Below are 26,109 nucleotides of genomic sequence, written 5' to 3'. Positions count from 1 at the left end.
GATGAGCTGATATTAGAACTTCATCATATGTCAGGGGTTGCCAATGAGCAAGGATTACAAGGAGCTGATCGCCGACATCTCGCGCTATACGGGCGAGCTGCGGAAGGAAGTGCCGGATGCCATGGCGGGCTTCTACAGCATGGCCAAGGCCGCCAGCGCCGACGGCGTGCTGGACAAGAAGACCAAGGAGCTGATCGCGCTCGCCATTGGCGTCACCCAGCGCTGCGACGGCTGCATCGGCTTCCATGCCAAGGCCCTGAAGGAGCTGGGCGCGACCCGCGCCGAGGTGTCTGAGATGCTGTCCATGTGCGTCTATATGGGCGGCGGCCCGGCCCTCATGTATGCCGCCGACGCCCTGCGCGCCTACGACCAGTTCAGCGCCGCCTGATCGGCCCCGCGGCAGCCGCCGTGAAGCTTTGCAAGGGGCCGCCTCGGCGGCCCCTTCTCGTTTTCCCCTTCGATTCGCATCCGCGCCGGCATCCCGCTGCCACTCACGAGAGGCGTGCACATGGCGGCGGCGCGCGATATGCTGCGCGCGTTCTTATGTCCGCGAGGCAGATCGCGAATTCATTTTTGGCTGCGGGGGGCCACCCCCGCCTTGAGGGGAGCGAAGCGGGAATGTACCGCGCCATTACACGGCAGATCCAGGTCACCGCGACACCGCGCTACGTGGCCGAACGGTCCGAGCCCGAACACAGCCGCTATTTTTGGGCCTACACGATTGAAGTCGCCAATCTCGGTTCCGAGACCGTGCAGCTGAAGGCGCGCCACTGGGTCATCACCGACGCCCACGGGCAGGTGGAGGAAGTGCACGGCGCCGGCGTGGTGGGCGAGGAGCCCCTGCTTCCGCCCGGCGGCCGGTTCGAATATACGAGCGGCGTGCCGCTCAACACCGGCACCGGCATCATGCGCGGCAGCTATGACATGCAGACCGAGAGCGGCGAGACCTTCTCCATCGAGGTTCCGGCCTTCTCCCTGGACGTGCCCGACGCCCGGCGCGTTCTGAACTGAAGACCGGCGGGCCCGACCCGGCGCGCAGCTGAAGCATTTCCCTGTTTCGCGAAACTGGGGAAATGCACTAGTTTATTGAGTTGATGCGCCTTCTTCGCGCGAAGACGCTCTAGGCGGGGGCCACATGCACGCGGCGCGTATTCCGACGGTGGAGGCCCAGGCCCTCTCCGTTCTCAATCTGCGCCCGGTGGCGGCGACCCTCGGCATCCTGCTGGCCATTCTCGGCGCCAGCATGCTGCTGCCGGCCGCGGTCGATTTCGCCTCCGGCACCACCAGCCGGGGCGCCTTCGTCGGCTCCGCCGCCATCACCATCTTCGTGGGCGTGCTGCTGTGGACCTCGGGCCGCACCACCGGCACGCAGAAGCTGGATCTTCGCCAGGCCTTCCTGCTCACCACCAGCGTGTGGGTCGTCCTCACCATCTTCGCCGCCCTGCCGCTGATGTGGGGCGCCTCCCAGCTCACCTTCACCAAGGCGGTGTTCGAGGCGATGAGCGGCCTCACCACCACCGGGGCCAGCGTGATGTCCGGGCTCGATGCGCAGCCCCGCGGCATCCTGCTGTGGCGGGCGCTGCTGCACTGGTTCGGCGGCATCGGCATCATCGGCATCGCCATCGCCGTGCTGCCGGTGCTCTCCATCGGCGGCATGCAGCTCTTCCGCACGGAATCCTCCGACAAATCGGAGAAATTCCTGCCGCGCGCGGAGGCCATCGCCAAGGGCCTCATCGTCGCCTACGTGCTGCTCACCGCCGTGTGCGCCATCTGCTACCGGGCAGCGGGGCTGAATCTGTTCGATTCCGTCACCCTTGCCATGTCCACCCTGTCGAGCGGCGGCTTCGCCAATTCCGATTATTCGATGATGGTATTCAAGAACCCGGTGGTCGACTATGTGGCCATTGTGTTCATGCTGGCCGCCGCCCTGCCCTTCCCCCTCTACGTGCGCGCGCTGAGCGGCGATGTCCGGCGGCTGTTCACCAATTCCGAAGTGCGGGTGTTCTTCACCATCGTGGCGCTGTTCACCGCCGCGTCCTTCCTGCAGCAGACCTTCCAGGGCATCGCCACTGGTGAAACCGCCTTTCGCGGCGCCCTGTTCACCGTCGCGTCCATCATCTCCACCACCGGCTTCATGACGGTGGATTATTCCAACTGGGGCGCGCTCTCGAACACGATCTTCTTCGTGCTCATGTTCCTCGGGGGCTGCACCGGTTCCACGTCCGGCGGGCTCAAGGCCATGCGCGTGGCCATCACCGGCAAGGCCATCCGCCAGCACTTCAAGCGCATCGCCTTCCGCCATGGCGTCTTTCCCCTGCGCTATGGCGGTGCCCCGGTCGCGGACGATGTGGTGGCCTCGGTGCTCGGCTTCGTCTTTCTCTACTTCTTTACCTTCCTGCTGGTGGGCGTGGCGCTCAATCTCATGGGGCTCGACCTCACCACCGCCTTCTCGGCGGCGATCGCCTGCCTCGCCAATGTGGGCCCGGGCCTTGGCCCGGTGGTCGGGCCATCCAGCAACTTCGCCAGCCTGCCCGACGGCGCCATCTGGCTGCTCACCCTCACCATGATGCTGGGGCGCCTGGAGATCATCACCGCCCTGGTGCTGCTGCTGCCGCGCTTCTGGGTGCGCTAGCACGCAGTCGATCCCGGCTCACATGCGGGGACGCGCGCCAACGCGCCCAGGCGAACTGCGCTTCAGAAATGGGCGAGATAGCCCCCATCCACCGCCAGCACGTGACCCGTCACGTAGGACGCGGCCGGCGAGGCCAGGAACACCGCCGCGCCCGCCACCTCCTCCGGCTTCCCCCAGCGCCCAAGGGCGGTGCGGCGGGAAAGCCATTCGCACACCGCCCGGTCGCGGCCCAGCTCGGCATTGGGCTCGGTGAGGAAATAGCCGGGGGCGATGGCGTTCACCGTGATGCCATGGGGCCCCAGATCCGCTGCCAATGCGCGCGTGAGGGCCTCAAGCCCTCCCTTGGCCGCCGTATAGGCCGCATCCCCAGCCCGTGACAGCGGTCCGGCGATGGACGTAATGTTGATGATGCGTCCGCCCGCGCCGCGCGCGACCATGCCCTTCGCCACTTCGCGCGTGATGTGGGCCGGCGCCATCAGGTCCAGTTCCACCAGCCGGCGAAAGTCCGACTGCTCCATGTCGAGAAAGCCGCGCCGGTCCCGCGCGCCGGCGTTGTTCACCAGGATATGGACAGGCCCCAGCCCAGCGATGGCCGCGCTCACCGCCGCCTCGTCGAACACGTCGAGCACCAGCGGCTCGGCGTGCCCGCCCTGGCGAATGATCGCGGTGACGGCGCCCGCGAGCCGGTCGCGATCACGCCCATTCACCAGCACATGGGCCCCTGCCCGCGCCAGCGCGGCCGCGATCTCGAAGCCGAGCCCCGCGACCGACCCTGTCACGAGCGCGGTGGAGCCGCTGAGGGAAAAGGAGGGATGGGACATGGGCACCTCCGCGCAGTGCAGCCCGCCGGCGCAGGCCTCTGTCCGCTCCTACACGCCGCCGACCGCCCCGTCATCCTCCCGCCGGATTTGGCCGAGCAACCGCGGCAAGGAGTGCAGCCGCGAGGATCGCACAGAACAGGAAGCCGCCGGCCAAGGCGCCCGGGATGGAGCAGGAGAAAAGGGAGTCATCATGCCCCGCCAGCGTAAGCTGCCCGGTCGTCCCGCCCGATTGAGCCAGCTGCGCTCTGTGCCGCGCGCCGCCACCATCCGGCCGACCGGTCGGGAACGAACGCGGCAAGGATCGGAAACGCGAAAGCTTCTCTTGGAACAGGAAGCCGCCGGTCAAAGCGCCCAGAATGGCGCAGGAGAACAGGGCCCCATTTTGCGCCGCCAGCGCACGCAGCCCCGTCGCCCCGCCCGATCAGTCGGCTACACGCGGCGCCCGCCTGCAGCCATCCTCCAGCCCATGGGGCTGGAGCGAATGCGGCAGGGAGCGCAGGAGCGAAAGCTTCACCTAGAACAGGAAGCCGCCGGCCAAAGCGCCCAGAATGGCGCAGGAGAACAGGGATCCATTTTGCGCCGCCAGCGCACGCAGCCCCCTTCGCCCCGCTCGATCAGTCGGCTACACGCCGCGCCCGCGCGCCACGGTCCTCCGTCCGACAGGTCGGGAGCGAATGCGGCAAGGGGCGCAGGGGCGAGAGCTTCCCTTAGAACAGGAAGCCGCCCGCCAAAGCGCCCAGAATGGCGCAGGAGAACAGGGATCCATCGTGCACCGCCAGCGCAAGCCGCCCGGGTCGCCCCGCCCGATAGAGCCATGCCGTGCAGCCCACCGTGGCCACAGACCAGCCCGCGCCCACGGCCAGCAGCGCCGCGGTGATTCCTTCCGCCGAGCCGGACAACTGAAGCGGCACGGCAACCGCCACCAGCGCGAGGCCGGCCACCGCCAGCAGCACCGGAGACACGCGGTCACCCACCAACGCCAGCGGCACCGCCGGGGCATACATGGCGGCCACGTGCAGGGCGATGAATCCGAACACCGCCGCCTCGCCGATGCCGCAACCCATCAGGGCCAGCGGCGCCCCGGACATCACCGCGCTCATGCCGAACCAAGCGAGCGCACCGAGCAGGGTCGGCCCCGCAACGGCGGCCAGCGGCGCGACTGATTTCGGCCGGAACACCGGCGGTGGATCGGGCGCAAGGGTCACCGCGACGCCCAGGGAAAGCGCATGGGCCAGAGCGGCAAGGCCCGCCGCACCCACGAGGAAATAGGGGGCGGCCAAGCTCTCCGCGAAGCCGGCCAGGGTCGGTCCCGCCAGGGCCGCCAGCACACCGCCCGCGAGCACGCCCGCCGTCGCTGCCGCCGGACGACCGCTCGCGGCGGCGGCCTCATGCCGATAAAAGAAGGAAAAACCCTGCGCCATGCCGAGCCACAGGGCACCCAGGCAGGCCCAGGCGAACTGGCGCTGCAGCAGCGCCGCCACCAGCAGCGCACCGCCCGCCAGCCCCAGCGAAGCGCCGAGGGCAAAGCCCGTGCGCCGCCCGAACGCATCCCGCAGGAACGAGGCCGGGAACGACGCGAGCGCGGCCCCGAGCAGCATGGCGGCAAACGGCCAGGTGGCGAGCGGAGAGGTGGTGAGCCAGGGAATCGGCGAGGCCATGGGCGGCGCCAGCATCGCCCCCGCCAGCGGCAGCGCGGCAGAGGCCACGGTCTGCGCCAGCACGGCGAAGGCGAAGCCCAGCGCCAACCCAAGGGTGGGAATGGCCTTGGGGCCGTTATCATTGGCCGGCGGATCGAACTGCGGATCACACACGCAGACCAGCATGCCCGCCCGGGGCTCGGGAGCCTGTGCCTGGGGCCTCATGTCTTCAGATCATCGTCATTGAGGATGCGAACGGCGGCGCCGTCGAGATCCTCGAACTGGCCGCTCTTGAGGCTCCACAAAAAGCCGGCGAGTCCCAGAAGGCCCAGGAACAGAGCGATCGGGATGAGATAGACGAGGACGTTCATGCGACGGCCTCCTTGAGCTGGGTCGCGTCGAGGGCCTCATCCTTGCGCCCGGGCCGCGCCGCGCGCAAGGCATTGACGGTGACGAGAATGGACGAGCCGGACATGGCCAGAGCCGCCACCAGCGGCGTAACCACTCCGCAAATGGCGAGCGGCACGGCAACGAGGTTGTAGATGACGGCGATGCCGAGATTCTGCCGCATCAGCCGAGAGGCGATACGCGCCCCATCCACAACCGCCAGCACCGGGGCCAGACGCCGCCCCAGGAAGACCGCATCGGCGTGGGCCTGCGTCACTGCCGCGCCAGTGGCTGGCGAAAGGGAAACCGTAGCGGCCGCCAGGGCTGGCGCGTCATTGAGCCCGTCGCCCACCATCAAAACCCGGTGGCCCTGCGCCTTCAGGGCGTCCAGGGCCGCAATCTTGTCGGCAGGCTTCAGGCCGGCCCCGACCTCGGTGATGCCCAGGGCCGCGGCCACCGGCGCCACGGCTTCAGCCCGATCGCCGGAAAGAATGCGGATGTCGAGCTTTCGCGCCCGGAGCGCGGCCACCACCTCCGCGGCATCGGGCCGCAGTGCCTGCTGCACGCCGATCACGAGCACTTTCTCCCCCGCTTTGAAGGCGATGAGGGACACATCCGGTTCGAGATCGTGGGGGGCCTCGGCGCGACAGAAAGCGAGGCTGCCGAGGCGCAGCTCGACACCGTCCACCATGGCGCGCACGCCCTGGCCGGGCACCTCGACCACATCGGCGAGCGCACCGCCATTCGCGTGGGCCGCCACGGCATGGGAAAGGGGGTGGCGGCTGGACAAGGCAAGCCGCCCCGCGAGCCCCACCAGGGCCGGTTCCACCCCCTCGGGTAGACGCAAGGCCGGCTCGGGCAGCGTGAGGGTGCCCGTCTTGTCGAACACGACCGTGTCGACTGACGCGAGGCGCTCCAGAAGGTCGCCCGCATTGATGAGGAGGCCGGCGCGGAACAGGCGCCCGGTGGCCGTCACCTGTACCGCCGGAACCGCGAGCGCCAGCGCGCAGGGGCAGGTGATGATGAGCACCGCCACCGCGATCATCACCGCGAAATGCAGATCCGCACCGGCGATCAGCCAGCCGACCATCGAGACCAGAGCCGTGAGATGCACGACCGGCGCATAGAGCCGCGCCACACGATCGGCCAGCCGCACATAGGCGCCGCGTGCCGCCAGGGCGCCGTCAAGCAGCCGCTGCACATCGTCCACCAGGGTGTTCTGGCCACCCGCGGTCACGCGTACATGCAAGGCGCCATCGCCATTGAGGCTGCCGGCATAGACAACGGCACCGGCCGCGAGCTCGCGCGGCAGGGTTTCGCCCGTCACCAGGCTTTCATCGACACTGGAGCGGCCGGAAGCGACCACCCCGTCAGCGCCCACGCGCTCACCGGGCGCCACCAGCAACATATCTCCCGGCTGAAGGGCCTGCACCGGCACCAGCACGGGATTGCCCTCCGCATCGAGCCGGTGGGCCATTTCGCCCCGCAGCGCCGCCACATTGCCCGCCACGGCGCGGGTGCGCCGGCGCGCCTCGTGGTCCAGGTAACGGCCGGCCAGCAGGAAGAACAGCAGCATGATGGCGCTGTCGAAATAGGCATCGGGCCGGCTCATGGCGGTTTCAAACACGCTCATGCCCAGCGCCAGCGTGACGCCGATGGTGATGGGCACGTCCATGTTGAGCTTGCCGGAGCGGATAGCGCGCAGCGCGCTCTGGAAGAAGGGCTGGCCCGCATAGGCCGCTGCAGGAAGGGCAATGAGCGCCGAGAGCCAGTGGAAAAAGTCGCGCGTCTCGGGCGTGATATCCGTGACGTTGCCGGACCATACGGAGATGGACAGCAGCATGATGTTCATCATGGCGAAGCCGGCCACACCCAGGCAGCGCAGCAGCCATTGGGCGCGGCGGGCCTCCTCCTCCTCCACCCGGCCGGCGAAGGGGTGGGCGCGGTAGCCCAGCTGCTCCAGTTTGGCCACCACATCGGACGCGCTCGCCTGCGCGCCCCAGGCCACGGAAAGACGGTGAGTGGAATAATTGAGCCGCGCGCGCACCACGCCGGGAAGCGACTGCACGCCATTTTCGATGTCGGAGATGCAGGCCGCGCAGTCGATACCGTCGATGGCGAGGCTCATCTGCGAGAGACCGTCATCGCCCTTCGCCACGAAGATGGAATAATCGACAGCCTCAGCCATGACCCACCCGGCACCTGCCTGCGTTCTCGCGCACCTGTGGCACCCCTCGGGGCCTTCGCGCTGCGCGTTGCCTGAACGGCCAAAACTTCGCCAGCCGACCGCTGCGGCCGAGCCGTGTTTTCCGGCTAAACGCCCTGCGGGACAATGTGGCGGCAGGCCGCGCGCAGGGTTGCGACACGTTTTGCCCCCTCGCCGGCCGCCTCTGCATCGCAGCTTGGCCGCCGCACCGCAAGCCGCGGCGCGAGAATCCGCCCAGGCCTCAAATAGAAGTGAGTACGACGGCCCATCCGGTGCAACGAACCGGCGGCGCCATCGTACTCCAGGCAGAGATGGCCCTCCACCGGAAGCGACCATCCCGCAGCCTCGGCGCCGCACCCGTTTCCCCGCATAAGGCAGGTTCGCGCGCAACGATGCCGCTTACGGAAGCTGCACCCGATTCTTGGACCGGAACAGCCGCTCCCCGCCTTGCGAGAAATCAATCACCAGGTCCCATTGGCCCGGCCCGGCGTCGGTTTTGGCCTCGTAGCGCCCGCCGCCGAGGGGGACCAGATCGAGCACCACGTCCCGCCGGGCGTCGGTGGGGTGTGCGAAACGGCCATCCGCGACGAGATTGGTCAGCGGCGTGCCGCTGGCGTCCATCACCTTGAGGTCGACGGTCCTGGCCGTGCCTGCGGGGGTTTCCAGATCCACGTCCACTGACCAGTGGCGGGCTTCCTGCGCATCCGCGGCGCTCGATTCCTTGCTGAAGGTGAGGCCCGCTTTGTATGAGCTCTCGGTTTCAAGCCCGGCAAAGGTGCTGACGGCGTACCGCGCCATAATGACATTGACGGTCATGACGACAGCGAAAAAGGCCAAAAGCCCCAGCAGCACCATGGTGCCGGTGATTCGCCGCGGGGGCCTCTGCCCACGTTCCGCTGCCACCATCGATCGCTCCTCACCCGCTCCCGGCCGCGATGCGGCCACTTGCTCTGATCCCGAACCCCGATGCTCCGAGGGGAGCGCCGGGGCTGGAAGGCATCAAGTCGCGAGCTTTGATGGCGCAGGCAAGCCTACGCCAATTGAGGCGCCGGAGACCGGGCGGATGCTCTTGCTCCCGCCTGGCTTCCAGCTGTCTCGCGCTTCCCTAGGGGCCGATGAAGTGGTCGGTGACCGACGCCTCGCGCCCCGTCGCCACATCCCGTATCTGGAAAGTGAGCGGAAGTGAGGCAGCGGCCGGCAGCTTGTCCTGGGTCGTCACCAGCACGCGCAACTCGCGGGTCTGGTCGGGGCCGATGGTCAGCGCGCCAGCCTGATCGCCCACCACATCAAGGCGTCCACCGGGCACGCCGGAGATGGACAGCGCGAAGGTGCGGTCCTGGAGCTGCTTGTTGGTCAGCCGCAGCGTGTAAGCGTTGCGCACCGAACCATCGGAGAGCCGCACGAACAGCGGATTGCGGTCATGCAGGGCGGACACACCCTCGGTGGCCCGGTTGACCAGCGTGGTGAGCATGAGCGCGCACACCGCACCGATCAGCGCCACATAAAGCAGTGTCCGCGGGCGGATGAGGCGCTGAACGAACGGCTTGCCCGCAAGCCGCGCCTCCATGTTCGCCTCGCTCTCATAGGTGATGAGCTCGCCGGGCCGGTCGATCTTCTTCATGACCGTGTTGCAGGCGTCGATGCAGAGGCCGCACTGAATGCAGGCCAGCTGGGAGCCCTGACGAATGTCCACGCCCGTCGGGCAGACATTGACGCACTGGCCGCAATCGATGCAGTCACCCGCCGCTTGGCCCGCCGCGCGCGCGGCCGCAGCCTTCTTGACGGAAGCACGCGGCTCGCCGCGGTCGAAGCAATAGGTGACGTTAAGGGCGTATTCGTCCGTCAGCGCCGCCTGGATGCGGGGCCAGGGACACATGTAGGTGCACACCTGCTCCCGCATGTGGCCCGCAAGCGCATAGGTGGTGAAGGTCAGGATGCCGATGGAGATATAGGCCACCATGGGCGCCTGGAAGGTCACCAGCTCCTTCACCAGGGTGGGGGCATCGGCGAAGTAGAGAACCCAGGCGCCGCCGGTCCACCAGGCGATCAGAAGCCAGATGGAGTGCGTCAGCGTACGGCGGACGATCTTTTCCAGGTTCCAGGGGGCGGCATCGAGACGGATCCGCTCCCGGCGATCGCCTTCCACCAGGCGCTCGACCGCCATGAAAAGGTCGGTCCACACCGTCTGCGGGCACATATAGCCACACCACACGCGGCCAGCGAGTGCATTCATGAGGAACAGCACGAGCGCCGCGAGAATCAGGAGACCAGCGACGTAGTAGAATTCCTGCGGCCAGATCTCCAGGAAGAAGAAATAGAAGCGCCGCGCCGGCAGATCCAGCAGCACTGCCTGGTTGGGCGCATCGGCGCCGCGATCCCACCGCACGAAGGGCAGGAAATAATAGATGGCCAGCGAGACAATCAGCACCGCCCACTTGATGGTGCGGTAGCGCCCGTGCACGGCCTGCGGAAAGATCTTCTTCCGGCTCTCGTACAGCGGGATATCGTCATCCGGCCCGACCACATTGGGGCCGGGATCGGACGCCTGCGAGTTGGCTTCTGGCTTCGTCAGGGCAGTCATTTATTCGATCGCCGAAGTTTGACCCCAAGACCAAGACCATGAGGTCCAAGACCACGGGGCGACGCGGAGGATGCCCCCGCCGATCATCTCCCCCGGGGCCCGCCACTGGCGGTCTGCAGATCGGGGAAGGACGCGGCCCCCACGGCGGCCACGCCTTTGGGAGCGTTCAAACATTCATGCTCTAGAATATAGAACAATGTCAGTTGGTCTAAAAGCCACACCGACATTTCGTCGCGGCGGCAGCCGGCGTTCCGCCGTAATGTCTCGCCCATCGCATCAGCCGCGGGTGCCAACACCAGACCTGAGTATGGTCCCTGGCGGTGGCGCGACCTCGCTCCCGAAGGCGAAGCTGCATCTACAAAAGCCGCACGTTGGAACGCAAAAAGGCTCCCCGGACGTCGCGCGTCCGGGGAGCCCATTCCGATCGGCCAGACCTCAGCGGCCGCCGCCCAGCGAGTGGACGTAAACGGTCAGCACCTTGACGGTTGTGGGGTCGAGGCGGCCATGCCAAGCCGGCATCACGTTGCCACGACCATTGGTCACCGCATACTCGATGGTCGCCTTGTCGGGACCATAGAGCCAGATGTTGTCCGTCAGGTTGGGCGCGCCGACTTCCTGATTGCCCTTGCCCTCGGGACCATGGCACGCGGCGCAATTGGCGAGGAACACTTCCTTGCCCTTCGCATAATCCGCACCGGGCTTATCCAGACCGGAAAGCGTGCGCACATAGCCCGCAACCGCGGAGATCTCCGGCCGGGTGAGGATGCCGTCGCGACCGAAGGCCGGCATGTTGCCCACATGGGCCTGATCGTCACCGGACCGGATGCCGTAGCTGATGGTCTGGTAGATCTGGTCGAGGCTACCACCCCACAGCCAATCGTCGTCGTTCAGGTTCGGGAAGCCCACGGCGCCGCCGCCGCCCTGGCCGTGGCAGGGCGCGCAATTGTCGGCGAAGGCCACGCGACCCTGGGCCCGCGCCAGCGTCAGCAGAGCCGGGGTATCCTCGATCTGCTGAAGCGAGGCGTCGGCCAGCTTCGCGGTGCTTTCCGCGCGCAGGGCCCGCAGGTCATCGATCTGCTGCGACACCGCGGAGCGCGAGTTCCAGCCCAGGAGGCCCGGCGTGGCCGTCGAGATCAGCGGCCACGCGGGGTACATGATCCAATAGGCGATGGACCACACAATGCAGGCATACCAGACCCACAGCCACCAACGCGGCAGAGGATTGTTCAGCTCCTCGATGCCGTCCCACTCATGGCCCGTGGTGCGGACGCCGGTGACCGTGTCGAGCCGGCCTTGATGAGAGTTTTCGGTCGTGCTCACGGGATCAATCCTCTTTGAGCGGAATATTGGCGGCGTCCTCGATTTCCTTCTTCCGTTTCTTGCCGGGCCAGAAGGCGTAGGCCACCACAAGCGCGAAGGCGATGACAAACAGCACCAAGCCCCACGTCTGCGCAAAACTCGCCACGGATTCGTAGCTCGCTGACATGGCTCACCTCACGTTCGCCTTGTTGTCGTAGAGCTTGAAGTCCACCAGCGTGCCCAGCATCTGCAGATAGGCGATGAGCGCGTCGGCTTCGGTCAGCTCGGCGGGGTTTCCGTCGAAATCACGCACCTGAGCCTTGGGATAGCGCTTCTGCAGCGCCTCCGCGTCGGCATCGGTGGTGGACTGGGTGAGGATGTCCGCCTGCGCGTTGGCGATGTCCTCATCCGTATAGGGCACGCCTTCCAGACGCAGCACCTTCATATCCTGCTGGATATGCTTGGCGTTGAGCTTGGTCTGCGACAGCCAGGGATAGGCCGGCATGATGGAAGCGGGAACCACCGAGCGCGGATTGTGCAGGTGCTCCTGGTGCCACACGTCGGAATACTTGCCGCCCACGCGCGCCAGATCCGGACCAGTGCGCTTGGAACCCCACTGGAAGGGGTGGTCGTACATGCTCTCGGCCGCCAGGGAATAGTGGCCGTAGCGCTCCACCTCGTCACGCAGGGGGCGGATCATCTGCGAGTGGCAGTTGTAGCAGCCCTCGCGGATGTAGATGTTGCGCCCCATCAGCTCGAGAGGGGTGTAGGGCCGCATGCCCTGCACCGTCTCAACCGTGCCCTTCAGGTAGAAGAGCGGAGCGATTTCCACCAGACCACCGATGGAGATCACGATGAGGATCCCCAGCATCAGCCAGTAGGTGTGCTTTTCGAAGATCTGGTGCTTGGCCCAGATGGACGTGCCTTGCGACGCCATGGGTCGTTTCTCCCTCATTCCGCGGGGGCGAGGGCGAGCTTCTGCTCGGCCACCGCCTGCGGCATGGTGATGGTCTTCCACACGTTCCAGGCCATGATCAGTCCGCCGGTGACGAACAGCAGGCCGCCGGTGGCGCGGATCACGTAGAGCGGGTGCACGGCCTCAACCGTCTCGATGAACGAGTATTCGAGGAAGCCGAGGCTGGTGTAGGCGCGCCACATCAGGCCCTGCATGATGCCCGCAACCCACATGGACGAGATGTAGAGCACGATGCCGAGGGTCGAGATCCAGAAGTGCCAGGCGATGGCCTTCACGGAATACATCTGAGGCTTGTTCCACAGCCAGGGAACCAGGCAGTAGATGGCGCCGAAGGAGATGTAGGCGACCCAGCCCAGCGCACCGGAATGCACGTGACCGACGGTCCACTCCGTGTAGTGGCTGAGCGAGTTCACCGCCTTCACGGCCATCATCGGCCCCTCGAAGGTGGACATTCCGTAGAAGGCCACGGAGACCACCATCATGCGGATGACCGGGTCGGTACGCAGCTTGTCCCACGCGCCCGACAGGGTCATGAGGCCGTTGATCATGCCACCCCAGGACGGCATCCAGAGGATGACCGAGAAGGTCATGCCCAGGGTCTGCGCCCAATCGGGAAGCGCGGTGTAGTGCAGGTGGTGGGGACCGGCCCAGATGTAGATGAAGATCAGGGCCCAGAAGTGCACGATGGACAGACGGTAGGAATAGACCGGCCGCTCGGCGCGCTTCGGGATGAAGTAGTACATGATGGCCAGGAAGCCGGCGGTCAGGAAAAAGCCCACCGCGTTATGGCCATACCACCACTGGAACATGGCATCCTGCACGCCCGACCAGTAGATGTAGGATTTGTCCGAGAACAGCGACACCGGAATGGTGACGTTGTTGCCCAGGTGCAGCATCGCAATGGTGATGATGAACGCCAGGTAGAACCAGTTCGCCACATAGATATGGGGCTCACGGCGCTTCCAGATGGTGGCCACGAACACCAGCAGATAGGTGACCCACACCACCGTCAGCCACAGGTCGGCATACCATTCCGGCTCGGCATATTCCTTGGACTGGGTGATGCCCAGCAGGTAGCCCGTACCGGCGATGACGATGAAGAAGTTGTAGCCCAGCACCACGAACCACGGCGCCAGATCACCGGCGAGGCGGGCGTGCGAGGTCCGCTGCACCACATAGAAGGAGGTGGCGATCAGCACGTTGCCGCCGAATGCGAAGATCACCGCGGAGGTGTGCAGCGGGCGCAGGCGGCCGAACGACAGCCAGGAGGTTTCGAAGTTGAAGGCGGGGAAGGCGAGCTGCCAGGCCGCCAGGTCACCGGCGAGGAAGCCGGCCACACCCCAGACCACGGCGGCGATCACGCCGAATCGCACCACATCGAAATTGTAGTTGGGCTTGCCGTCGATCAGCTGCGGCGTCGCGCCGGCCGGACGGTCCATGTAACGGTTGCCGATGGCGAAGACAGCGGCAATCGAACCCGCGGCAAAAAGATAGGCATGAAATGCGTAGGCCGACGAATAGGCCTTCGCCGCCACGATGATCGAAAGGAAGGCCAACGCAGCGAAGACCACGAGCAGCGCGGCCTCCCCAAACCGCATGGACTTCGCCGGGGCTGGGATTGGATCTTGAATTGTCGACATTGCAGAACCCCTTGCGCCGAGGCGTGACACTGCACTCGCACGGCCTCCAGCGCACCATGCGCACGAGGCCCATTTTCTCCTTGATACATGTCAAAGGTACGTGATGTCCCGGGGGTCATGAGCACTGCGGCGGCGCGTCGCGCCACGGTGGCGTTTTTCCACCATTTTCGGCAGTCATGACCTTACGTTCGCCGCAAGAATGCGGGCCGCCCCAGCACCAGTTACCTTGGCATGCCATGCCCGGCGCGCCGGGTACCCCTGGCGCCGGACCACCTCGCGCCGGAGCGCGAGAGTGTTCTTCGTCGTCTTGGCGGCACCGTTGCAGGCGCCACTCCGGCACGCGGCAGGCCGCGCGCGCGTTCTCCATTTATCATGGAATGGACCCCTCCGCGTCTCATATCCGACGCAAAGAGGCCATTCGACCTTCGCGCGCGCCGCTACGCACGAACCATGCCAACGATGTCCTTGACATCGCGAATGGTCTGGTCGGCGATCACCCGCGCGCGCTCGGCGCCGTCGGCGAGAATGGCGTCGATGGCGCTCACATCGCCCATCAGGCGCTGCATTTCCGCGCCGATGGGGCCAAGCTTGGCCACCGCCAGGTCCACCAGCGCCGCCTTGAAGGCGGAGAACTGGGCGCCGCCGAAATCCTTCAGCACCTGCGCCTTATTGCCATCCGAGAGGGCGGCATAGATACCCACCAGATTTTCGGCCTCTGGCCGCCCCTTCAGGCCCTCTTCCTCGGAGGGGAGAGGCTCGGGGTCGGTCTTGGCCTTGCGCACCTTGCCGGCGATGGCGTCGGCATCGTCGGTCAGGTTGATGCGGGAGAAGTCGGAGGCATCCGACTTCGACATCTTCTTGGCGCCGTCGCGCAGGCTCATCACGCGCGTGGCGGGGCCGGCGATGAGCGGCTCCGTGAGCGGGAAATAGCCCTCGCCATGGCCATAGGCGGCGATGGTGGGGGCGAAATCGGTGTTGAATTTCTGCGCGATGTCGCGCGTCAGCTCAAGATGCTGCTTCTGGTCCTCGCCCACCGGCACGTGGGTGGCGCGGTAGAGCAGGATGTCGGCGGCCATCAGGGTGGGATAGGCAAACAGGCCCACCGAGACGTTCTCGCGGTCCTTGCCGGCCTTTTCCTTGAACTGCGTCATGCGGTTCAACCAGCCCATGCGGGCCACGCAATTGAAGATCCAGGCGAGCTCGGCATGGCCGGACACCTGGCTCTGGTTGAACACGATGTGCGCCTTGGGGTCGATGCCACAGGCGATGAAGGCGGCCGTCACCTCGCGGGTGTGGCGCTTCAGCTCCTCGGGGTCCTGCCAGACGGTGATGGCGTGGAGGTCCACCACGCAATAAATGCACTCGTGGCTGTTCTGCAGCTCCACGAAGCGCTTGATGGCGCCGAGATAGTTGCCGAGGTGCAGGTTGCCCGTGGGCTGCACGCCGGAAAAGACACGTTCTGCGACCGCCGCCATGGCGACCTCCTGAAGGGCGCCGCGCGCCCCGCTATTCCTGGATCAAGGGGCGGAGAAACCGCCCCGTTCCCGCATGAGCCCCGCCGCACCCGCCATGCCGGCCGGGAATCCCCGCGCCAGCGCCAGACGAACACCAAGGCGGAAGACCGCCGCCGGACCAAGCCGGCCGGGACACGGAACCAAGCGCGGCAGAGACACCGCGCCGCAGCCCCATACGGAACCGGCGCGTCATGCCACCCCTCTCGCGCCGATGCAAGGGACGCAGGCCCATGGATGTGCACCCAGGCGCGGCAAAACATCTGTTGGTGTGGCCGGCAGCCGCCGCGTGGGCCCATCGCCGGGCGCGCGACCCGACCGGATCTTTTGCCCCGGCCGCTTGAAGGGAGCCGCCCGCCGCTCAAGCCGCGAGAGGCTTCGTCATGCCGCCAGGCGGCGGATCAGGCGCTTCAGCAGCAGCCCGCACGCGCCATAGACCACCACGCCGAGCCCCACGAGGACCGCGAGGCGGCCCGCGCGTGCGAGTTCGCTGGCCGGTGCGACCCAGCACGCGGCGCTCGTCCCCACCGCCGCGCCCATGAGCAGAGCCGCGGCCAGGAGGCCCGCCGCGGTGGCGACCACCCGCCGGTCGAGGCTCAGGGCCCCGCGCCACGCCAGCAGCGCCGTGAACACGACAAGCGAGGCGAAGGCGGAGAGCCCCACGCTCGCGGCGGCCCCGACGGGACCGGCAAGCGGCGTCGCCAGCGCCGCGGCGGCCAGACACAGCGCCAGCGAGGCCAGCGCGATGCGCTCAGCGCCGCGCACGAGGCCAGCTGCCGCCGCCGTGGCGGACAGGATGCGCTCCAGCCCCTGCGCCGGCAGGGCGATGGCCAGCACCGCCAGCAGGGTCGCGGTGAGGCGGGAATCCTCCGCATCGAAAGCGCCGCGCTGAAACAGCACCACCACGATGGGATGGGCCAGGACGGCCAGCCCGATGGCGGCCGGCAGGGCGAAGGCCAGGGCGGTGAGCATGGCATTGCTGGCGGCCTCGGCGCCGGCCCTGCTCTTCTCCGCCGCGTGGCGGGCCAGCAGAGGCACCAGCACCGCACCGGCGCTGGCCCCCACCAGCCCCAGGGGCAGGTCCATCAGCCGCTGAGCGTAATTGAGTGCCGCCACCGCCCCCTCGGTGCCCGAGGCGAAGGCCGTGGCGATGATGATTCGGAACTGGCTGAGCCCCGCGAACAGCAAAGCAGGAGACGCCGCCCGCAGCACAGCCCAGGCCGCCCGCCAGGGCAGTGCGGCCAGCCCTGCCCGCAAGGCCGGCATTCCATGCGCCGCCGGATGGAAGGGCCGGCGCGGCGCCGCGTCGGCGGCGTGGGTCCCGAAGGCCCGCCTTCCAAGGGCGGGGGCGGCGGGGCATCCGCGCGCCGCCGCCATCATCAACGCCCATTGACTCACGCCCGCAGCCACCGTGGCGCCGGCAATGGCGAAGGCAGCCACATCACTGGCCACCAGCCCTCGCAGCAGCAGCACGAAAATGGCGGCCAGCACGGTCAGGTTGGCCGCCAGCGGCGCCAGTGCGGCCAGCAGCACACGCTGGGCATTGTTCGCGATACCCCCGTAGATGGCGGCGAGCCCCGCCAGCGGCAGGTAGAGCACGGCCACCCGCCCGCACAGGATGGCAACGTCGGCGCGATCTCCATCCGGCTGGAAACCCGGCGCCAGGAGGCGGATCAGCTGCGGCATGAACGCCACCGCCAGCAAGGCGAGGGCGAGCAGCACGCCTGCCAGCAGCACCAGCGTCGCCCCCGCCAGCCGCCGGGCAGCCGGTCCGCCGGCGCGCTCCGCCCGCACCAACGCGGGAATGAAGGCGAGGTTGAACGCCCCTTCCGCCAACAATCGCCGCGCCAGCAGGGGCAAAGAGAGGGCAGCGGTGAGCGCATCCGCCACCGGGCCGACGCCGAGAATAGCGGCCGTGGCGGCATCGCGCACGAAGCCGAGCACCCGCGACGCCAGCGTCGCCGCCGCAACCATGGACGTGCGGGCGGCAATGGGGGTGGTGGCGCCGGGCCCCTCGGAGCCGGCTTGCACGGGAGACGACATGGCACGCCTATGCCCCCACCCTCGCCCGATGTCGAGGGATCGCTCCCGCTTGATCGCAGGCCCGGAACGGGTGGCTGTTCCGGTGGAATCGCGTGCGGCGGGCAGCGGCGAGGAATTGCATGTGGCTCCCACGCGCGCCGCGCGGACAATGCCTGTGCTGCGGAGCAAGGGGTTTTCTTGCCGCCCGCTGCTGCCAAAATGCGGCGTTGCCAGAGGCTGGCGAGAACACACGGCGGCGCCAACCGCTGGCGGGGCTCTTGGATCGCCTCCCCCCCAAGGGAACCAGGAGCGCCGCTCCGGCTCTTCTCTGCGCACCGGCTGCCGGGCGCGACCTCGCCCCGGAGCCGGTGGCAGAGGCGTACAACGGCGGTGCCCCAACAGGTCCAGCCCGCTCACCCGCATCATCGACATCACCAGGGGACAGCATGGACGGCGGGCACTGCCGCCCCGTGGTGCGATTGAGAGATCAACTCGACCCTTGGAATCGGAAGTTCTTCTTCCCTTTCTAGGCACTTGCCACCTGCGGGGCTGCATCGCCCGAGATTCGGCGTGGAGACGCATGCCAGAGGCGGAAGACACAGGCCGGCCGAGGCGCAGCCCCGGCCTCAGCGTATTGCCAGAGGACAGCTTGGACACACGGCTCCCGGCGGTCCCTGGCATGAAAGGGGAGCATCTCGCCCCTTGGCATCAGAGGCGCTCCCTCCAAATGACGCACGCCTGAGGGACACGCAGCCTTGGCGCCGGCCGAGGCGAGCGGCAGCGATGGCGGTTCCACAATGCGGCCCCCGGGTCGCCCCCGGCCTCAGCGCCTCGCCAGAGGGCCACCCGGACACACCGCCCCCGGCGGCCCCTGACCTGGACGGGAGAGCATCTCGCCCCTCGGCATCAGAGGCGCTCCCTCCAAGTGACGCACGCCTGAGGGACATGCAGCCTTGGGACACGCGGCCTCGGGGCCGGCTGAGGCGTGCGGAGCGATGACGGGGCCACGATGCCGCCACCCGGCTACGCTGCCTCATTGGCATTGGGCGGCTGCCGGTGCCTTCCTTCAGTCGTTCGACCTGTGGTGACGGCGCTCGTCCGGCCCACTCGGCCTGCCCCCTTTCCGCAAGGACGAATCAGCATTCATGAAACTGGGGCTGGCAGGCGCCTCATTCGCCCGCCCCATCCGGGGAGGATGAGGGAGGGCGCCAGCACCGCACCGGTCCCGCCGAAGCTCAGCGCGGAACGTGTCGTGACCTTGTGGCTCTCCCCGGCGCTGCCTTTCGCTGCTGCGCCGCACTTAGCGTCCCACGCCTCGCCCTGCCGCATTGGACAGGGGAGCCGCGACCTGAGGCGCCCCCGACGGTCGGCCATAAGCCACGCCTCGGGCGCCAAATGTCCGCCGGTCCTCGGCCACCTCCGCGAGGGCACTGGCGGAAGGAAAAGGGGAAACCAACGCAGCAGCACCGCGAAGTGGGGGCACCTGCCAGCAGCATCGCAATTGAGGGCCCGTTCCGTTTGGCTGTTACGGCGCGGGCCCTTCGCTCACCAGCCGCGGCCAGCGGCACGCGCGGTCCCCAACCCGCGCCTCGCGAACACCATTCGTCCACTGCTCCGGGACGAGCTGCGTTCCACGCCCGCCCCCTGCTGAAGCAGCGCACCACCGCACCTTGGCCAACACGCTCTCGCTGGTGCCCCCAGCATGGCCCGCCCCTCGCCGCGAACCGCGCCCCTGCGTCCTGTCCCCGCGGCTTGCGGGAGGCGATCGCCTTATCCTCACGCGGCAAAAACCAGCGCGCCGGGCAGATACAATTGCGGGCGCCTTCCGTTTGGCCGTCGCGGCTCGGGCCCTTCGCTCACCAGCCAAGCCCGGAGGGCGTGCGCGCTCCCCCAACCCGCGCCTCGCGAACACCATTCATCCGCCGCCCCGGAGCGACCTGCGCTCCCCCCACCGCCTACTGAAGCTGCGCGCCACCGTACCTTGGCCGACACGCTTGGGCTGGTGCCCCTGCGTGGCCGCCCCTCGCGGCGAACCGCGCGCCCCTGCTCCCTGTCGCGGCGGCTTGCGGGAAGCATTGCGCCTATCCCCGCGCCACAAGCACCGGCGCGCCGGGCAGAAGCGGGGACAAGCGGTCCAGCTCCGCCTGCGCGGCGGCGGCGGTCGGAAACGTCTCCCAGATGTATCGGTCGCGCTGGATGCGCGTGCGCCGCTCGCGATCCTCGGGCCAGGCGGAGAGCACCAGGAAGGGCCAGCCGGCGGACGGCGGCTCATAAAGTGCGACGAAGGGCGCGCCTTGGGACGGCGAGGAACAGGCCGCGTCGGGCCCGGACTTGAAGTTCAGCCGCCCCGGCTCGGGCTGGGGAATGGGGCGCTCGAATGCGGCCTCGAGGGCGCGGCGCTCCTGCGGCGTCTCCACGATCCACCCCTTGTAGGCGCGCCCCACCGCGATGGAGACCGGCTCGGGCAATCGCCCCAGCACCATCTGGGGCAAAGCCGGATGAAAGGCCTCGTAAGTGGCGGTCGGCAACCACTGGCGCAGCGGGTGGCTGAAATCGACGGGCATGGGCTCCTGTCTCACGATGGTGGTGCATCCCGGCGCAGTTGGGGGCAACCCGACACCCCGCGCACCTGTCGCGATCCGCACCGCGCGGGGCGCAGTGGAAACGGCCCTGGCACGCGACGAACACTGATTTAAAACAAAGAGTTATAAGACTTGCGCCAAAGGCGTCTCAGCGGGAGTGAGATGCTGCGAGCCGCCACGGGGGACAATGATCCCCCGCATGCGATACCCTGAGCAAGCAAGTTCAGGGCCGCCCGCCGCGCCCCGGTGCGGTCGCGCCGGATCCGCGTCAGCAAAATGGCAATGGTCGGCGGGGCAGTGTCGCACGCGCGGGCTTACGTCCAGCCCGACCATATGCAGGAGAGCTCGCCATGGCCATGACCGATCGGGACCGCGCCGCGCGCGCCGCCCACGGCCTCATGTCCGCCGCCACGCCCGATGTGGGGCGGGCCGCCGAGGCCTGGCTGGCACGCCTGGCCCACGAGCGCCGCCTTTCGCAAAAAACGCTGGAGGCCTATGCGCGCGACCTCGCCACCGTGCTGCACCACCTCACGGTCCATCTGGGTGAGCGACCGGACCTTCCGGCTCTCGCGGCCCTGCGGCCGGCGGACGTGCGTGCGGTTCTGGCCGCGCGGCGGGCGGAGGGGGTGGCGCCGCGGACCCTGGTGCGCCTGCTCGCCGCCGCCCGCTCCTTCGCCCGCCATCTGGAGCGGGAGGGACAGGGCAAGGTGGGGGCGCTAGCCGCGGTGCGCGCGCCCAAGGTGCCCAAAAGCCTGCCCAAGCCCGTTTCCATCGCAGCCGCCCGGGCCCTCGCCGACCCCGCGACGCGAGCCGGCGAGGCGCGTGAGCCCTGGGTGCTCGCGCGCGATGCCGCCGTGATTGCGCTGCTCTACGGCGCGGGGCTCCGCATTTCCGAGGCGCTGGGCCTTTCGGCGGGAATGGTGACGGCGGGAACCGACCAGATCACGGTGACTGGCAAGGGCAACAAGACGCGAATGGTGCCGATCATCGCGCCCGTCGCGCAGGCCATCGCGGAATATAAGGCGCTGTGCCCGCATGTGCTGGCGCCGGACCGCCCCCTGTTCCGGGGTGTCAAAGGCGGGCCGCTTTCCCCGCGCATCGTGCAGCTCGCCATTGAGCGCATGCGCGGCGCCCTCGCGCTGCCGGAGAGCGCCACGCCCCACGCCCTGCGCCACTCCTTCGCCACGCACCTGCTGTCGCGCGGTGGGGATCTGCGTGCCATCCAGGAACTGCTGGGGCACGCCTCCCTCGCCACCACTCAGATCTACACCGACGTGGACGCCGCCTCACTCATGGCCGCCTATCGTGCGGCCCACCCGCGGGCGTGAGCGGGCGCGAGGCATTTTGTGGCGCTGCCCGCGGGATGGGCAGTGAAGGCCAAATTTTCCTCACAGGAAGTATGGAATATTGTGAGGAAAATGCTGTAATTGCGCCGCGGCATGCGTCGCCGCCCAACACAACGAGGCCTTCCATGACGCCCGTGCGTCCCGTCATCGAGCACATGTCCCTGGGCACCACCGACCTGAAAAGAGCCATCGCCTTCTATGACGCGGTGCTGGCGCCGCTCGGCTTGGTGAAGGTGGCGGATTATTCCGATGATGGGGGCACTTCCGCCTGCTGGGGCCCCGCCGGCGCCCTGCCCGCGCCTGACAGCCCCCCGGGTTCCGCGCCCTTCTGGGTGGAACTGCGCCCGGGCCCCATCGAGTGCCCGCCCGGCTTCCACCTGTGCTTCTGCGCGCCTGACCGCGCGGCCGTCCACGCCTTCCACGCCGCCGGCCTCGCCAATGGCGGCACCGACAATGGCGGCCCGGGCCCACGCCCGCAATATGGCGAAACCTATTATGCCGCCTTCATCAAGGATCCGGACGGCTGGCGCATCGAGGCGGTCACCTACTCCGCGCAGTAGGAAGCCGAAAGCCGCCGCGGCTCTGGGGACATCAGGTTTGGCAGAAACCCTTTATTAGCCAAACCACTCCATCTTCACCCTATCGATCGGCGTTGCCGAAAGACCAAGTGACCTCCTTCCAACCCCTCCGGACACCCGTCCCGAGGGGTCTTTTTTTGCGCACAAGAACAACGGGCCGGCCCGAGCTTTCCTCGGCCGGCCCTTGGTTCTTGTGCAGTCCCCCGGTTGCGAACCGGGGGACAGGCGAGCTCGGTGGCAGGCCGCGCGGGGAAACCCCACGCGCCCGCGACAGGGCCGCGCTCACATGTGGATGGCGCGCTTCTCCACGGCCATCGCCGCCTCCTTCACCGCTTCCGAGCGGGTGGGGTGGGCGTGGCAGGTGCGCGCGAGATCCTCGGACGAGCCGGCGAACTCCATCAGCACCGCACATTCGTGGATCATCTCGCCGGCCTCAGGGCCGATGATGTGGGCACCCAGCACGCGGTCGGTAGCGGCGTCGGCCAGGATCTTCACGAAGCCGTCGGTGGTGTTGTTCACCTTGGTGCGGCCGTTGGCGGTGAAGGGGAACTTGCCCACCTTGTAGGCGATGCCGGCCGCCTTCAGCTCTTCCTCGGTCTTGCCGACGGAAGCGACCTCCGGGAACGTGTAGACGACGCCGGGGATGACGTCATAGTTCACGTGGCCGGCCTTGCCCGCCAGCAGTTCGGCGCAGGCCACGCCCTCGTCCTCGGCCTTGTGGGCCAGCATGGGGCCGGCAATGACGTCGCCGATGGCATAGATGCCGGGGACCGAGGAGGCATAGTGCGCATCGGTGACGATGCGGCCCTTCGGATCCTTGGCCACGCCCACCTCTTCCAGGCCGAGGCCCGCGGTGTAGGGAATGCGGCCGATGGCCACCAGCACCACATCCGCTTCCAGCACCTCGGCGGCGCCACCGGCGGCGGGCTCCACCGAAACCTTCAGGGTCTTGCCCGAGCTGTCGACGCCCATCACCTTGGTGCCGAGCTTGAAGGTAAAGCCCTGCTTCTCCAGCAGACGCTGGAAGTTGCGGGCCACCTCGCCATCCATGCCGGGCAGGATGCGGTCGAGGAACTCCACCACGGTGACCTGAGCACCCAGGCGCCGCCACACAGAGCCGAGCTCCAGGCCGATGACGCCGGCACCCACCACCACGAGCTTGCCCGGCACCTTGTCCAGCGACAGCGCGCCGGTGGAGGAGACGATGCGCTTCTCGTCGATGGTCACGCCCGGCAGCGGCGCCACGTCCGAGCCGGTGGCGATCAGGATGTTCTTGGTCTCGAGGGTCTCGACCTTGCCATCCGCGTTGAGCTTCACCTCAACCTTGCCGGGGGCCAGGATCTTGGCCACGCCCATATAGACGTCGACCTTGTTCTTCTTGAGCAGGAACTCGACGCCCTTCACATTGCCGTCCACACCCTTGTCCTTGAACGCGAGCATGGCCTTCAGGTCGAGCTTGGGCGCGGACACGCCGATGCCCATCTCGCCGAACTTGTGGCCGGCTTCCTCGAAGAATTCGGACGCATAGAGCAGAGCCTTGGACGGGATGCAGCCCACATTGAGGCAGGTGCCGCCATGGGTGCCGCGCTTCTCGCACACAGCCACCTTCAGGCCGAGCTGGGCCGCGCGGATGGCCGCCACATAGCCGCCGGGGCCGGTGCCGATGATGATGAGATCGTAGGACATGAGATTTCCTCGAAGTGAGAGGCCGCCGCGCCCGCCTCAGGGCACCGTCGTGACCCTTTGCAGAGCGAGCCGGATGCCAAGACCGATCAGGAGCGCGCCGGTGATCCGGTTGAACCAGCGGCCAAAGCGGGCGAGGCCGTCACGCACGGCGCGCCCGGTGAAGAAGAAGGTGACGAGCGTGTACCAGCCGATCAGCAGCCCGGCCATGGAAAGCGCATAGCCCGCCTGGATGACGAGCGGCGTCTCAGCGCTCACCACGGTGCCGAACAGCGACAGGAAGAACAGCACAGCCTTGGGATTCAACGCATTGGTGAGGAAGCCGAGGGCAAAGCTGCGCCCCGGCGATAAACCGGGAGCCGAAGCCGCCGCCACCTCGGGCGCCCCACCGGCCGCCGCGCTCCAGGTTTTGAAGCCGACATAGACCAGATAGGCCGCGCCCACCCATTTGAGCACACTGAAGGCGAGCAACGAGTGGGAGACCAGCAGGCCGAGCCCCGCCAGCGTATAGCTGGCATGAAGCAGAAGGGCCGTGCCGATGCCGAAGCTGGCGAAAAGCCCCGCACGGCGGCCGTGCACCACGCTCTGGCGCACCACCATCGCGAAATCCGGGCCCGGCGCGACGGCCGCGACCGCGAACACCGCCATCAGGGTCAGATATTCGGAAAGGTGGCTCACCATGAAGGCGCTTCCCCCACCGGCCCAGGGGCCCGGCGCATCGCAGCCGATGCCCCGGGCACTCCAAGCCTTGCTACATCACAGGTCCAGCACGAGACGCGCGGGATCCTCCAGGGTCTCCTTCACACGCACCAGGAAGGTCACGGCCTCGCGGCCGTCGACGATGCGGTGATCGTAGGAGAGCGCCAGGTACATCATCGGCTTGATGACGATCTGCCCCTTCACCACCACCGGACGCTCCTCGATGCGGTGCATGCCGAGAATGCCGGACTGCGGCGCGTTCAGGATGGGGGTGGACATCAGCGAGCCGTAGATGCCGCCATTGGTTATGGTGAAGGTGCCGCCCTGCATCTCGTCGATGCCGAGCTTGCCGTCACGGGCACGCTTGCCGAAATTGGCGATCTGCTTCTCGATATCGGAGATCGACATCAGGTCCGCGTCGCGCACCACCGGAACCACGAGGCCCTTCTCGGTGCCCACCGCGATGCCGATATTGTAGTAATTCTTGTAGACGAGGTCGGTGCCATCGATCTCGGCATTGACCGCCGGCAGGTCCTTCAGGGCCGCGATCACGGCCTTGGTGAAGAAGCCCATGAAGCCGAGCTTGGTGCCGTGCTTCTTCTCGAAGGCGTCCTTGTACTGGGCGCGCAGGGCCATCACGCCGGACATGTCCACGTCGTTGAACGTGGTGAGCATGGCGGCGGTGTTCTGGGCGTCCTTCAGGCGGCGGGCGATGGTCTGCCGCAGCTTGGTCATCTTCACCCGCTCCTCGCGGGCGGCATCCACCGGGGCGGAAGCGACGCGCGGGGCAGCGACCGGGGCCGCGGACACGCCAGAGGCAACGGCGGCGAGAATGTCGCCCTTGGTCACGCGGCCATCCTTGCCCGTGCCGGCGACGGCGGCCGGGTTGACGCCGGTCTCGGCGGCGATGCGGGCCACGGCCGGGCCATTGGAACCGGCAGCCACCGGAGCGGCGGCGACGGCCGGAGCCGGGGCAGCGGCCGGAGCGGGAGCCGGGGCTGCGGCGGCAGGCGCGGCGGCGGCAGCGCCGGCGCCCTCGGTGATGGAGCCGAGCAGCGCGCCCACGCCCACGGTGTCACCGTCCTTGGCGATGATCTCGGCCAGCACGCCGGCGGCCGGAGCGGGCACCTCGACGGTCACCTTGTCCGTCTCCAGCTCCACGATGGGCTCATCGGCCTTCACGGCCTCGCCGGGCTTCTTGAACCACTTGCCGATGGTCGCTTCCGTCACGGATTCGCCCAGGGTGGGTACGCGGATCTCGGTCGCCATGGTGTTCGCCCCCTTCGGGGGCCTCCCTCAAATGTCGGCATGTGCCGGGCGAACCCCGGCACGTCATGTGAAACTTATGCCGGGCCCAGGGCCCGGCAGGGGACGTGTGAAAACGTAGCCATGCCTGGGGCATGGCGGAAACTCTTGAGCGAAAGGAGCATCCGCCGGCGATCAAAGCCGGGAGCGGCCATCACGGCCCTCGCCCGGCTCCGCCGCGGGAACGCTCCGGCGGCAGTCCCC

21 protein-coding genes are annotated in these 26,109 nt (G+C 67.9%); 5 read left to right on the top strand and 16 right to left on the bottom strand.

Annotated elements, in window-relative coordinates; translation table 11 throughout:
- Window positions 1-43: 43 nt before the first annotated feature.
- The 3 genes from V5F26_RS06770 (at window position 44) to V5F26_RS06760 (ending at window position 2,632) form a co-directional block, all read left to right on the top strand.
- A complete protein-coding gene (locus tag V5F26_RS06770) occupies window positions 44-388 on the top strand; it encodes a carboxymuconolactone decarboxylase family protein (protein WP_234054116.1) in 345 nt (114 codons plus the stop codon).
- Window positions 389-618: 230 nt separating this feature from the next.
- Window positions 619-1,011 (top strand): Co2+/Mg2+ efflux facilitator ApaG/CorD, encoded by a 393-nt coding sequence (gene apaG / locus V5F26_RS06765; RefSeq protein WP_394946974.1) that lies wholly within the window; start codon window positions 619-621, stop codon window positions 1,009-1,011.
- A 124-nt stretch (window positions 1,012-1,135) separates the two neighbouring features.
- Window positions 1,136-2,632 (top strand): TrkH family potassium uptake protein, encoded by a 1,497-nt coding sequence (locus tag V5F26_RS06760; protein WP_394946973.1) that lies wholly within the window; start codon window positions 1,136-1,138, stop codon window positions 2,630-2,632.
- A 62-nt stretch (window positions 2,633-2,694) separates the two neighbouring features.
- On the opposite strand, the gene V5F26_RS06755 is transcribed toward V5F26_RS06760, so the two are convergent.
- The 13 genes from V5F26_RS06755 to V5F26_RS06695 form a co-directional block, all read right to left on the bottom strand.
- Window positions 2,695-3,453: an SDR family oxidoreductase gene (locus V5F26_RS06755; protein WP_394946972.1), complete on the bottom strand. Its 759-nt coding sequence runs from the start codon at window positions 3,451-3,453 to the stop codon at window positions 2,695-2,697.
- Between the two features lie 707 nt (window positions 3,454-4,160).
- Window positions 4,161-5,315, bottom strand: a complete 1,155-nt coding sequence (locus V5F26_RS06750) for a hypothetical protein (RefSeq protein ID WP_394059001.1) — start codon at window positions 5,313-5,315, stop codon at window positions 4,161-4,163.
- Window positions 5,312-5,461: a cbb3-type cytochrome oxidase assembly protein CcoS gene (ccoS, locus tag V5F26_RS06745; RefSeq protein ID WP_394059000.1), complete on the bottom strand. Its 150-nt coding sequence runs from the start codon at window positions 5,459-5,461 to the stop codon at window positions 5,312-5,314. The genes V5F26_RS06750 and ccoS overlap by 4 nt, the downstream gene beginning before the upstream one ends.
- A complete protein-coding gene (locus V5F26_RS06740; RefSeq protein ID WP_394946971.1) occupies window positions 5,458-7,665 on the bottom strand; it encodes a heavy metal translocating P-type ATPase in 2,208 nt (735 codons plus the stop codon). Before V5F26_RS06740 ends, ccoS begins: the two co-directional genes overlap by 4 nt.
- A 417-nt stretch (window positions 7,666-8,082) precedes the next feature.
- Complete coding sequence (locus V5F26_RS06735; RefSeq protein WP_370640800.1) at window positions 8,083-8,589, bottom strand: FixH family protein; 507 nt, start codon at window positions 8,587-8,589, stop codon at window positions 8,083-8,085.
- Window positions 8,590-8,788: 199 nt separating this feature from the next.
- Window positions 8,789-10,264, bottom strand: coding sequence for a cytochrome c oxidase accessory protein CcoG (ccoG, locus tag V5F26_RS06730; RefSeq protein ID WP_394058996.1), 1,476 nt, complete (start codon window positions 10,262-10,264; stop codon window positions 8,789-8,791).
- A gap of 435 nt (window positions 10,265-10,699) precedes the next feature.
- Window positions 10,700-11,584 carry a cytochrome-c oxidase, cbb3-type subunit III gene (gene ccoP, locus V5F26_RS06725; RefSeq protein WP_234054100.1) on the bottom strand — a complete coding sequence of 295 codons (885 nt, stop codon included), beginning with the start codon at window positions 11,582-11,584 and terminating at the stop codon, window positions 10,700-10,702.
- 4 nt (window positions 11,585-11,588) lie between these two features.
- Window positions 11,589-11,750: a cbb3-type cytochrome c oxidase subunit 3 gene (locus V5F26_RS06720; protein ID WP_234054098.1), complete on the bottom strand. Its 162-nt coding sequence runs from the start codon at window positions 11,748-11,750 to the stop codon at window positions 11,589-11,591.
- 3 nt (window positions 11,751-11,753) lie between these two features.
- Window positions 11,754-12,500 carry a cytochrome-c oxidase, cbb3-type subunit II gene (gene ccoO / locus V5F26_RS06715; protein WP_234054093.1) on the bottom strand — a complete coding sequence of 249 codons (747 nt, stop codon included), beginning with the start codon at window positions 12,498-12,500 and terminating at the stop codon, window positions 11,754-11,756.
- A 14-nt stretch (window positions 12,501-12,514) separates the two neighbouring features.
- Window positions 12,515-14,137, bottom strand: coding sequence for a cytochrome-c oxidase, cbb3-type subunit I (ccoN, locus tag V5F26_RS06710; RefSeq protein ID WP_234054091.1), 1,623 nt, complete (start codon window positions 14,135-14,137; stop codon window positions 12,515-12,517).
- A gap of 479 nt (window positions 14,138-14,616) precedes the next feature.
- Complete coding sequence (gene trpS, locus V5F26_RS06705; protein WP_394058993.1) at window positions 14,617-15,654, bottom strand: tryptophan--tRNA ligase; 1,038 nt, start codon at window positions 15,652-15,654, stop codon at window positions 14,617-14,619.
- A gap of 417 nt (window positions 15,655-16,071) precedes the next feature.
- A complete protein-coding gene (locus tag V5F26_RS06700; protein WP_394946970.1) occupies window positions 16,072-17,733 on the bottom strand; it encodes a lipid II flippase MurJ in 1,662 nt (553 codons plus the stop codon).
- Window positions 17,734-19,793: 2,060 nt separating this feature from the next.
- Window positions 19,794-20,276, bottom strand: coding sequence for a hypothetical protein (locus V5F26_RS06695; protein WP_394946969.1), 483 nt, complete (start codon window positions 20,274-20,276; stop codon window positions 19,794-19,796).
- A 416-nt stretch (window positions 20,277-20,692) separates the two neighbouring features.
- Between V5F26_RS06695 and V5F26_RS06690 the strand changes: the two genes are divergently transcribed.
- Both V5F26_RS06690 and V5F26_RS06685 read left to right on the top strand, forming a co-directional pair.
- Window positions 20,693-21,622, top strand: coding sequence for a tyrosine recombinase XerC (locus V5F26_RS06690; protein WP_394947097.1), 930 nt, complete (start codon window positions 20,693-20,695; stop codon window positions 21,620-21,622).
- Window positions 21,623-21,765: 143 nt separating this feature from the next.
- Entirely contained in the window at window positions 21,766-22,200 is a 435-nt protein-coding gene (locus V5F26_RS06685) for a VOC family protein (RefSeq protein WP_394058988.1), read from the top strand.
- 300 nt (window positions 22,201-22,500) lie between these two features.
- On the opposite strand, the gene lpdA is transcribed toward V5F26_RS06685, so the two are convergent.
- The 3 genes from lpdA to odhB all read right to left on the bottom strand — a co-directional run bounded on the left by lpdA (window position 22,501) and on the right by odhB (window position 25,869).
- Complete coding sequence (gene lpdA, locus V5F26_RS06680; protein WP_234054084.1) at window positions 22,501-23,904, bottom strand: dihydrolipoyl dehydrogenase; 1,404 nt, start codon at window positions 23,902-23,904, stop codon at window positions 22,501-22,503.
- A 36-nt stretch (window positions 23,905-23,940) separates the two neighbouring features.
- Window positions 23,941-24,579, bottom strand: coding sequence for a LysE family translocator (locus V5F26_RS06675; RefSeq protein ID WP_394059088.1), 639 nt, complete (start codon window positions 24,577-24,579; stop codon window positions 23,941-23,943).
- A gap of 78 nt (window positions 24,580-24,657) precedes the next feature.
- Window positions 24,658-25,869 (bottom strand): 2-oxoglutarate dehydrogenase complex dihydrolipoyllysine-residue succinyltransferase, encoded by a 1,212-nt coding sequence (gene odhB, locus V5F26_RS06670; RefSeq protein ID WP_394058985.1) that lies wholly within the window; start codon window positions 25,867-25,869, stop codon window positions 24,658-24,660.
- Window positions 25,870-26,109: the final 240 nt, after the last annotated feature.

It is taken from the genome of Xanthobacter variabilis (assembly GCF_043831965.2).
In the GTDB taxonomy this organism is placed as follows: domain Bacteria; phylum Pseudomonadota; class Alphaproteobacteria; order Rhizobiales; family Xanthobacteraceae; genus Xanthobacter.
Note: the sequence above shows the minus strand (reverse complement) of the source record. Positions and strands in the feature narration are given on the sequence as shown.

Excerpts from the sequence above, each read along its gene's own strand:
- ccoN (WP_234054091.1), bottom strand. The coding sequence starts at position 14,137 with ATGCGGTTTGGGGAGGCCGCGCTGCTCGTGGTCTTCGCTGCGTTGGCC.
- ccoO (WP_234054093.1), bottom strand. The coding sequence starts at position 12,500 with ATGGCGTCGCAAGGCACGTCCATCTGGGCCAAGCACCAGATCTTCGAA.
- odhB (WP_394058985.1), bottom strand. The coding sequence starts at position 25,869 with ATGGCGACCGAGATCCGCGTACCCACCCTGGGCGAATCCGTGACGGAA.
- V5F26_RS06735 (WP_370640800.1), bottom strand. The coding sequence starts at position 8,589 with ATGGTGGCAGCGGAACGTGGGCAGAGGCCCCCGCGGCGAATCACCGGC.
- V5F26_RS06760 (WP_394946973.1), top strand. The coding sequence starts at position 1,136 with ATGCACGCGGCGCGTATTCCGACGGTGGAGGCCCAGGCCCTCTCCGTT.
- ccoS (WP_394059000.1), bottom strand. The coding sequence starts at position 5,461 with ATGAACGTCCTCGTCTATCTCATCCCGATCGCTCTGTTCCTGGGCCTT.
- V5F26_RS06750 (WP_394059001.1), bottom strand. The coding sequence starts at position 5,315 with ATGAGGCCCCAGGCACAGGCTCCCGAGCCCCGGGCGGGCATGCTGGTC.
- ccoG (WP_394058996.1), bottom strand. The coding sequence starts at position 10,264 with ATGACTGCCCTGACGAAGCCAGAAGCCAACTCGCAGGCGTCCGATCCC.
- V5F26_RS06685 (WP_394058988.1), top strand. The coding sequence starts at position 21,766 with ATGACGCCCGTGCGTCCCGTCATCGAGCACATGTCCCTGGGCACCACC.
- lpdA (WP_234054084.1), bottom strand. The coding sequence starts at position 23,904 with ATGTCCTACGATCTCATCATCATCGGCACCGGCCCCGGCGGCTATGTG.
- V5F26_RS06700 (WP_394946970.1), bottom strand. The coding sequence starts at position 17,733 with ATGTCGTCTCCCGTGCAAGCCGGCTCCGAGGGGCCCGGCGCCACCACC.
- V5F26_RS06690 (WP_394947097.1), top strand. The coding sequence starts at position 20,693 with ATGTCCGCCGCCACGCCCGATGTGGGGCGGGCCGCCGAGGCCTGGCTG.
- V5F26_RS06740 (WP_394946971.1), bottom strand. The coding sequence starts at position 7,665 with ATGGCTGAGGCTGTCGATTATTCCATCTTCGTGGCGAAGGGCGATGAC.
- V5F26_RS06695 (WP_394946969.1), bottom strand. The coding sequence starts at position 20,276 with ATGCCCGTCGATTTCAGCCACCCGCTGCGCCAGTGGTTGCCGACCGCC.
- V5F26_RS06770 (WP_234054116.1), top strand. The coding sequence starts at position 44 with ATGAGCAAGGATTACAAGGAGCTGATCGCCGACATCTCGCGCTATACG.
- V5F26_RS06720 (WP_234054098.1), bottom strand. The coding sequence starts at position 11,750 with ATGTCAGCGAGCTACGAATCCGTGGCGAGTTTTGCGCAGACGTGGGGC.
- apaG (WP_394946974.1), top strand. The coding sequence starts at position 619 with ATGTACCGCGCCATTACACGGCAGATCCAGGTCACCGCGACACCGCGC.
- trpS (WP_394058993.1), bottom strand. The coding sequence starts at position 15,654 with ATGGCGGCGGTCGCAGAACGTGTCTTTTCCGGCGTGCAGCCCACGGGC.
- V5F26_RS06755 (WP_394946972.1), bottom strand. The coding sequence starts at position 3,453 with ATGTCCCATCCCTCCTTTTCCCTCAGCGGCTCCACCGCGCTCGTGACA.